At 72.3% G+C, this 8,200-nt stretch carries 7 protein-coding genes; 6 read left to right on the top strand and 1 reads right to left on the bottom strand.

Annotated elements, in window-relative coordinates:
• Window positions 1–271 precede the first annotated feature (271 nt).
• On the top strand, window positions 272–1,738 hold the full coding sequence (locus ABT245_RS28135) for an aminopeptidase P family protein (RefSeq protein WP_351738444.1): 1,467 nt from the start codon (window positions 272–274) through the stop codon (window positions 1,736–1,738).
• A gap of 570 nt (window positions 1,739–2,308) precedes the next feature.
• On the opposite strand, the gene ABT245_RS28130 is transcribed toward ABT245_RS28135, so the two are convergent.
• Window positions 2,309–2,752, bottom strand: a complete 444-nt coding sequence (locus tag ABT245_RS28130; RefSeq protein ID WP_351738441.1) for an ATP-binding protein — start codon at window positions 2,750–2,752, stop codon at window positions 2,309–2,311.
• 182 nt (window positions 2,753–2,934) lie between these two features.
• On the opposite strand from ABT245_RS28130, the gene ABT245_RS28125 reads away from it, so the two are divergent.
• From ABT245_RS28125 to ABT245_RS28105, 5 genes are all read left to right on the top strand, one after another.
• Entirely contained in the window at window positions 2,935–3,822 is an 888-nt protein-coding gene (locus ABT245_RS28125) for a hypothetical protein (RefSeq protein WP_351738438.1), read from the top strand.
• Window positions 3,823–3,973: 151 nt separating this feature from the next.
• Entirely contained in the window at window positions 3,974–4,723 is a 750-nt protein-coding gene (locus tag ABT245_RS28120; RefSeq protein ID WP_351738435.1) for a YcnI family copper-binding membrane protein, read from the top strand.
• Window positions 4,724–4,813: 90 nt separating this feature from the next.
• Window positions 4,814–5,467, top strand: a complete 654-nt coding sequence (locus ABT245_RS28115) for an SCO family protein (RefSeq protein ID WP_351738433.1) — start codon at window positions 4,814–4,816, stop codon at window positions 5,465–5,467.
• Window positions 5,464–5,940 carry a copper chaperone PCu(A)C gene (locus ABT245_RS28110; protein ID WP_351738430.1) on the top strand — a complete coding sequence of 159 codons (477 nt, stop codon included), beginning with the start codon at window positions 5,464–5,466 and terminating at the stop codon, window positions 5,938–5,940. The genes ABT245_RS28115 and ABT245_RS28110 overlap by 4 nt, the downstream gene beginning before the upstream one ends.
• 13 nt (window positions 5,941–5,953) lie before the next feature.
• Window positions 5,954–7,951, top strand: coding sequence for a copper resistance CopC/CopD family protein (locus ABT245_RS28105; RefSeq protein ID WP_351738427.1), 1,998 nt, complete (start codon window positions 5,954–5,956; stop codon window positions 7,949–7,951).
• The last annotated feature ends 249 nt before the right edge of the window (window positions 7,952–8,200 follow it).

The raw sequence follows: 8,200 nt of genomic DNA, 5'->3' as shown, positions 1-8,200 counted from the left end.
GACCGAACACCGTCCCGGCCGCCGGTTCGGCCGAACCTGGTTCCAGCCCGCCGCTGCCGCCGAACGCTGGCGCGCTGCTTCGGCCGAACGCCCGCCCCCGGGCCGTCGCTTCCGCCGGGTGGGCCCGCGCGAAGGGCGCATGACCGGGCATAACAGGTCGTCCGGCCACGGGTCCGGTGCGGTACGACCGTACGATGATGAAGGTCCCCCTGCTCGGGCGGAGCCCAGAGCGCCGAGTGCTCGGGGGAGGATCCGTGCCGTATCGAGGAGGATGACCGTGGCCGACGAACTCAACCCGGAGACCCCGGAGACTGAGTCGGAGGAGCCGATCAAGCAGCGCAAGAACGGCCTGTACCCGGGCGTTTCCGACCAGCTCGCCGAGAACATGAAGTCCGGCTGGGCCGACACGGAGCTGCACGACCTGAAGCCGATCGCACAGGCAGGGCACACCGCGCGCCGCCGTGCCGCGCTGTCCGCCCGCTTCCCGGGCGAGCGCCTGGTCGTCCCCGCCGGCAACCTCAAGGTGCGCTCGAACGACACGGACTACCCCTTCCGGGCGTCGGTCGAGTACGCGTATCTCACCGGCGACCAGACCGAGGACGGCGTGCTCGTCCTGGAGCCCACCGCCGACGGCCACCGGGAGACGATCTACCTCCTGCCCCGCTCCGACCGCGAGAACGGCGAGTTCTGGCTCTCCGGCCAGGGCGAGCTGTGGGTCGGCCGCCGCCACTCGCTCGCCGAGTCCGAGGCGCTGTACGGGATTCCGGCCGCGGACGTGCGCGAGCTGGCCGACACGCTGCGCGAGGCCACCGGCCCGGTCCGCGTCGTGCGCGGGTACGACGCCGGGATCGAGGCCGCGCTGACCGACAAGGTCACCGCCGAGCGCGACGAGGAACTGCGCGTCTTCCTCTCCGAGGCGCGGCTGATCAAGGACGAGTTCGAGGTCGGAGAGCTGCAGAAGGCCGTCGACTCCACCGTGCGCGGCTTCGAGGACGTCGTGAAGGTCCTCGACAAGGCCGAGGCGACCAGCGAGCGCTACATCGAGGGCACGTTCTTCCTGCGCGCGCGCGTGGAGGGCAACGACATCGGCTACGGCTCCATCTGCGCGGCCGGGCCGCACGCCTGCACGCTGCACTGGGTCCGCAACGACGGCCCGGTGCGCTCCGGCGACCTGCTCCTGCTCGACGCCGGCGTGGAGACGCACACCCTCTACACCGCGGACGTCACGCGCACGCTGCCCGTCAACGGCACGTACAGCGAGATCCAGAGGCAGATCTACGACGCCGTGTACGACGCCCAGGAGGCCGGGATCGCGGCCGTCAAGCCGGGCGCCAAGTACCGCGACTTCCACGACGCCGCCCAGCGCGTGCTCACCGAGCGGCTCGTCGAGTGGGGCCTCGTCGAGGGCCCGGTCGAGCGCGTCCTGGAGCTGGGGCTGCAGCGGCGCTGGACCCTGCACGGCACCGGTCACATGCTCGGCCTGGACGTCCACGACTGCGCGGCCGCGCGCACCGAGTCGTATGTGGACGGCGTCCTGGAGCCGGGCGTGGTGCTCACCGTCGAGCCGGGTCTGTACTTCCAGGCCGACGACCTGACCGTGCCGGAGGAATACCGCGGCATCGGCGTCCGCATCGAGGACGACATCCTCGTCACCGAGGACGGCAACCGGAACCTCAGCGCCGGTCTGCCGCGCCGGTCGGACGAGGTCGAGGCGTGGATGGCCACGCTGAAGGACTGACGCCGAATCCGAACGGCCGGGCACCGGTGGTGCTCGGCCACGTCGGTTGCCGACGGTCCTCGGCCGGCCGCGATTCCCGCACCGGAACGGGCCGCGGCGCCGACGTCTCGCCCCGGACCCCGGCCAACGCCGTACCGGACGGAAACCGCGGAGTCGCGTGACGCGCGGGCGCTGCGCGGCCCGGCCGGTGTGCGCGGCGATCCGCCAGGCGGTCGCGGTGGCCTCGCGCGGGTCGGCCGCCCGTGCCGGCGCGGTCACGGCGACCGGCAGAGCCAGCACCCACAGGGCGCCCCGGGCCGTGCGGCCGGCCGCCGGCGCCTTGACCGGCCGGCGCGGCCGGCGGTGGTCCCGGCGGTGGCCGGGGCGGGCGGCGAGGTCCCGCGTGTCGGGCAGGCCGGGCCTCTGGGTCAGCGCCGGCTGACCGGTGAACGCGGTGCTGGCGGCCCCGCGCCACGCCCTCGTCCTCGCTGCTCCTCATCCGAGAGGAAGCCGCTGGTCGGGAACGCCGGCGCGACCTGAGGGGCGGCTTCGGACACGCGGGGCCTCGGAAAAGTCACCGGGTGCCGGTCGTTACGCCGTGAGCAGGGAGGGGTCCCTGGTCCATTTGAGTATCTTGTCGAAGCTCACCACCGTGCCGCCGCGTCCCGGCTTGTCGCCGATGTGGACGTGATCGGCGAGTTCCCGGATCAGATGCAGCCCGCGGCCGTGCTCCGCGTCCGCGCGCGCGGCGCGAACGGCAGGGGGTCGCGCGAAGCCAGGCCCGGAGTCGGTCACCTCGATACGGCACTTCTCGCCGTCCAGGTAGGCGGTCACGCGGTACGCCTCCGAGGCGCCGCGCGCTCTGTCCCCGCCGTGCTCGACGGCGTTCGCGCAGGCCTCGCTCAGGGCGACGGACAGGTCGTAGGAGATGTCGGGGTCCACGCCCGCCGTCTCCATGGTCCCCAGCAGCAACCGTCTGGCGAGGGGAACGCTCGCGGCTTCGCGGCGCAGATGGAGTGACCACCAGATGCTCATGCTCCAGCCTCCTGGCCGCGGCTCGACATACGGTTACGTATTGCCGCGCACACGCCGGTGTAAGCACACCCGCGACGTGAGGCCGCCCATACGGTGGATGTGCTCCGGCAGGAATCGGTGTATGGGGGACTTTCGGACCTGCCGTGGGACACGCGGGGCTCCAGTGGGATGATGAGCCCGCCATGTCTGCCCCCCACCCGCGCACGGCGCGTTCCGGAGACCAACTCCGGATCCTGCGGGCCGCGGTCTTCGCCGCGGTCTGCGTCGTGCTGGCCGCGGCCGGGCACGCGCTGGCCTCCTGCGCCTCCGTTCCGCTGTGGACGCTGGGTGCCGGCTTCCTGGGCTCCTTGGTGCTCGTGGCGCCGCTCGCCGGCCGGGACCGCTCACTGCCGGGCATCGCCACGCTGCTGGCGGTCGGTCAGAGCGCGCTGCACGTGCTGTTCGGGTTGGGTCAGCACGGTACGGCCGCCATGGCGTCCGGCGCGGTGCCGACGGGTGCGACGGGTACGACGGCGCCCATGGGCTCGATGGCGTCGACGGCGTCGATGGGCGGGATGAGCGACGCCACGCTGGTCGAACAGGCCGCGCGGCTCGTGTGCGGCGCCGGCGCCGCGGCGATCACCCCGGCCCACGCCTACCGGATCCTGGCCGACGCCCAGCTGATCAACGGTGCGGGACCGGGCGCCGCCCACCACGCGCTCGCCCCCACCGCCCCTACCGCCCCCGCCGGTTCCTCCGCCGACGCGCTGCTGCCGTCGCTGCCGATGCTGCTCGGCCATGTCCTCGCGGCGGTCGCCGTCGGCTGGCTGCTGCGTCGCGGCGACGTGGCACTGCTGCGTCTGATGGAACTGTCGGCGCACGGAGTCGCCGAGGGGGCGCTCGTACGGTCCCTGCGCGGGGCGCTCGCGCTGACCCGCGCGTTGCGGGGCGGCTTGTGGACCGAACCGGGGGCGGGCCCGCGTCACCGGCGCACGCAGGACCGAGCGCCCGCCCCGCATACGACCGCACTCCAGCACACGGTGGTCCGGCGCGGTCCCCCGGCCGCCGCCGCAGTCGTCCTCGCCGCCTGACGCGACGGACCGCCGCTCCACCCGGAACCCGGAAGGAGAGGAGAGGGCCGGCCGCCGTCGTGCGGCACGCGCGCGTGCACAGCGCGCGCCCTTCTTCCCGACCGGAATCACCGGACCACCGGAACTCACTCGGAGTGGAGTGCTGTCTGCCATGAAGGCTTCTCGTATCGCCGCCGCCACCGTCGTCGCCGGCTCGGCCGTCCTCGCCCTGTCCGCCCCCGCCTTCGCGCACGTGTCCGTGCAGCCGGAGGGCGCGGCGGCCAAGGGCGGCTACGCGGTCGTGGACTTCAAGGTCCCCAACGAGCGCGACAACGCCTCGACCACCAAGCTGGAGATCAACCTCCCCGCCGACCACCCGCTGGCCTCGGTGATGCCGCAGCCGGTCGACGGCTGGGACGTGAAGGTCACCAAGTCCACGCTGGACAAGCCCCTCGAATCGCACGGCGAGAAGATCAGCGAGGCCGTCACCAAGGTCACCTGGACCGCCAACGGCAAGGGCATCCAGCCGGGCTACTTCCAGAAGTTCCCGCTGTCCATCGGCGCCCTGCCCGAGGACACCGACCAGCTCGTGTTCAAGGCGATCCAGACGTACTCCAACAAGGAGGTCGTGCGCTGGATCGAGGTGCCGCAGGAGGGCCAGGACGAACCGGACAACCCGGCGCCGGTCCTCGCGCTGTCGGCCGCCGCGGAGGACGGGCACTCCTCCTCGGGCACCGACGCCGCCTCCGACAAGGCGGACACCGCGGGCAAGACCGAGAACGCCGCCGCCGACACCAAGGCCGCGGACTCCTCCGGCGGCAGCGACACCACCGCACGCGTGCTCGGCATCATCGGCATCGTCGTCGGCGTGGCGGGCGTCGGATACGGCGTGGCCGCCGGGCGTCGGCGGACCACCGCCTGAGCCTGTTCGCCAGCGGCGCGCACCGGGGGTCGGGCCACCCGGCACAACCCCCGGTGCCCGCCGGATTTCTTACATCTGGGACATTTCTCTATGCGCAAGAAGACGTTCGCCGCGGCCGGACTGCTCGCCGCCTGCACCCTGACCCTCTCCGCCTGCGGCAGCGGGGACGACGGCAAGTCGCCGATCGCCGTGGTCTCCGAGGAGTCCGGCTCGGCCAGGGCCGTGACCATACTCGACAATCCGTTCGAGAAGCCCGACCTGGTCCTCACCGACACGCACGGCAAGAAGTACGACCTGCGCGCGGAGACCGAGGGCAAACCCACGCTGGTCTACTTCGGCTACACGCACTGCCCCGACGTCTGCCCGCTGACGATGAACAACATCGCGGTCGCCAAGAAGGCACTGCCGAAGGCGGAGCAGGACAAGCTGCGGGTGGTGTTCGTCACCACCGACCCGGGCCGTGACACGCCCGCCGAGCTGGGCAAGTGGCTCAAGGGCATCGACTCCCAGTTCATCGGCCTGACCGGCGACTTCGCCACCATCCAGGCCGGTGCCCGCTCCCTCGGTATCTCCGTCGAGCCGACAACCAAGGACAAGAACGGCAAGCTGGTCTCCGTCCACGGCACCCAGGTCGTCGCGTTCTCGCCGAAGACCGACGGGGGCTATCTGCTCTACGGCGAGGACGCCACGGTCGACGACTACACCAAGGACCTCCCCGAGATCGTCAAGGGGGACAAACCGTGAGGCGCCTCGCCGTGCCCGCCGCCGCGCTGGCGGCCGCGCTCGCCCTCGCGGGCTGCGGCGGCTCCGACGACGCGAAGGGCGAGGCGAAGGGCGGCTCGGCGGCGGACCTCTCGGTCGACTCCTCCTACATGCCGCAGCCGGTCTCCGCGGACATGGCGGCCGGGTTCCTGACGATAGTGAACAAGGGTGGTACGAAAGACGAGTTGACCTCGGTCACCAGCGATGTGGCCGAGCGGGTCACCCTGCACTCCACCACCGGCGGGTCCATGCGGGAGGTCACCTCCTTCGCGGTCCCGGCCCACGGCCGGCTCATGTTCAACAGCGGCGGCAACCATCTGATGTTCGAGAGCCTGAAACGCAAGCCGAAGCAGGGCGACACCATCACGCTCCGGCTGAAGTTCGCCGAATCCGGCCCCCTCACCGTCGAGATGCCGGTGAAGTCGGCCACGTACAACCCGTCGACCGGACACTGAGGAGGGACCACCCTTGACGCGGACCATCACTCCCCGCCTGCGGACCCTGGTGCTGCTGTTCCTCGCCGTCACCGGCGCGCTGCTCGCCGGCGCCGGCCCGGCCTCCGCGCACGCCGCGCTGACCGGCAGCGACCCCGCGCAGGGGGTGGTGGTCGACAAGGCGCCGGACCAGGTGTCGCTCACCTTCTCCGAGCAGGTGTCGATGGGCAGCGGCTCACTGCGGGTCCTGGACCCCAAAGGCAAGCGGGTCGACTCCGGCGAGCCGTCCAACGTGAGCGGCACGACGTACTCGGTGCGGCTCGTCGCCGGCCTGGCCGACGGCACGTACACCGTCGCCTACCAGGTCGTCTCCGCCGACAGCCATCCCGTCGCCGGCGCCTACACATTCTCCGTCGGCGCCCCCTCCAAGACCACGGTCTCGGTGTCCGGCGAGACGGTGGGCGGCGGGGTCGTCGGCTGGCTCTACGGGTTCGGCCGCTATGTGTCGTACGCGGGCTTCATCGTGCTGGTGGGCGGGGCCACCTTCGTCCTGGCCTGCTGGCAGCCCGGCTCCGGGGTGCGGGCGGTGCAGCGGCTGGTCGTCGGCGGCTGGGTCACGCTGACCGCGGCAACGCTCTGGCTGCTGCTCCTGCGCGGCTCCTACACCAGCTCCGGGGCGTTCGGCGACATCTTCGACCTGGACCTGCTCGGTCAGGTGCTGCAGACCAAGACCGGGGCGGCGCTGGTCTCCCGGCTGCTGCTGCTCGCCGCCGCAGCGCTGTTCATCGCCGTCCTCTTCGGCGCCTATGAGAGGCGGGAGGACGCGGAGAAGCGCGATCTGACCTTCGGGCTCGCGGTCGGCGGATCCGTGGTGGCCGCCGGGCTCGCGGCGAGCTGGGCCATGGCCGAGCACGCCTCGACCGGTCTGCAGCCCGGCATCGCCATGCCGGTCGACGTGCTGCACCTGCTGGCGGTCGCCACCTGGCTGGGCGGTCTGGTCGCCCTCCTCGTCTCGCTGTACCAGGCGCCCGCCGGTACACCGGTCGGCGCCGCCGCCGTACGCCGTTTCTCGTCCGTCGCCTTCGGATCCGTGCTCACGCTGGTCGCCACCGGCATCTACCAGTCCTGGCGGCAGCTCGGCGCCTGGTCGGCGTTCACCGACACCCGGTACGGGCAACTGCTGCTCGTGAAGATCGGTCTTGTGGTGCTGCTGGTCGGCATCGCGTGGATCTCCCGGCGGTGGACGGCCCGGCTCACGGACACGGCCGGTTCGAAGTCCCAGGCGGCCCGCTCCAGGACGGCACTTCAGGAGAAGGAGCAGCCGAAGAAGGACCGTTCAGGCAAGGAGCAGCCCGGGAAGGAGCGCGTCACGGCGTCGGCCGAGGCCCCCGCGTCCGCCGGGTCCGCGCGGTCCGCCTCCGGTGAGTCCGCCGGCGGTGCAGGCGACGGCAAGCGCACCGCCCAGCTGGCCCGGCAGCGGGCCGCCGTGGACGCCGCCCGGCAGAAGCGGCTGCGGGACGCCGACCCGAGCCGGTTCGGCCTGCGCCGCTCGGTGCTCGCGGAGGCGGGCGTCGCCGTCGTCCTGCTCGCCGTCACCACGGCGCTGACGCAGACCGAACCGGGCCGTACGGAACTGGAGGCGCAGGCCGCCCAGTCGTCGTCCGCGTCCTCCTCGGCGTCGGACCCGTCCGGGGCGCTGACCCTGGACATGCCCTTCGACACGGGCGGCAAGGACGGCAAGGGCCTGGTAAGGATCGATCTCGACCCCGCGCGCGTGGGCGGCAACGAGTTGCATGTCTATGTGCAGCGGCCCAACGGCCGGGCCTTCGACATCCCCGAGGTCAAGATCGCCTTCACCCTCGACGCGAAGAAGATCGGGCCGATTCCCGTCACACCCGACCACATCACCACCGGGCACTGGGCCGCGAGCGGCGTGCAGATCCCCATGGCCGGCGACTGGAAGATCGCCGTGACCGTGCGGACCTCCGACATCGACCAGACGACCGTCTCCAAAAACGCGCAGATCGGCTGAACCGCACCATGGCTGACCAGACCACACGGTCCGAAGTGACCGCCCCCGAGGAGCCCGCCGCGGAACGCGACGGCACCGTGGCCGGGATATCCCGGCGAAAGCTGCTCGGCACCGCCGGCGCCACCGGTGTGGTGCTCGGCGCGGCGGGGGGGGGCGGGGGGGACACGGCCCCGCCCCCCCACGGCCCGGCGGTTAACTGGCGGGGGGCCCGCCGGGGGCTTTTTGACGGGCTACCTGCGCCCGGCCACA

It is taken from the genome of Streptomyces sp. NPDC001508 (assembly GCF_040298665.1).
Taxonomy (GTDB): domain Bacteria; phylum Actinomycetota; class Actinomycetes; order Streptomycetales; family Streptomycetaceae; genus Streptomyces.
The sequence above is the reverse complement of the archived record's forward strand: the minus strand, read 5'-3'. Positions and strand labels throughout refer to the sequence as shown.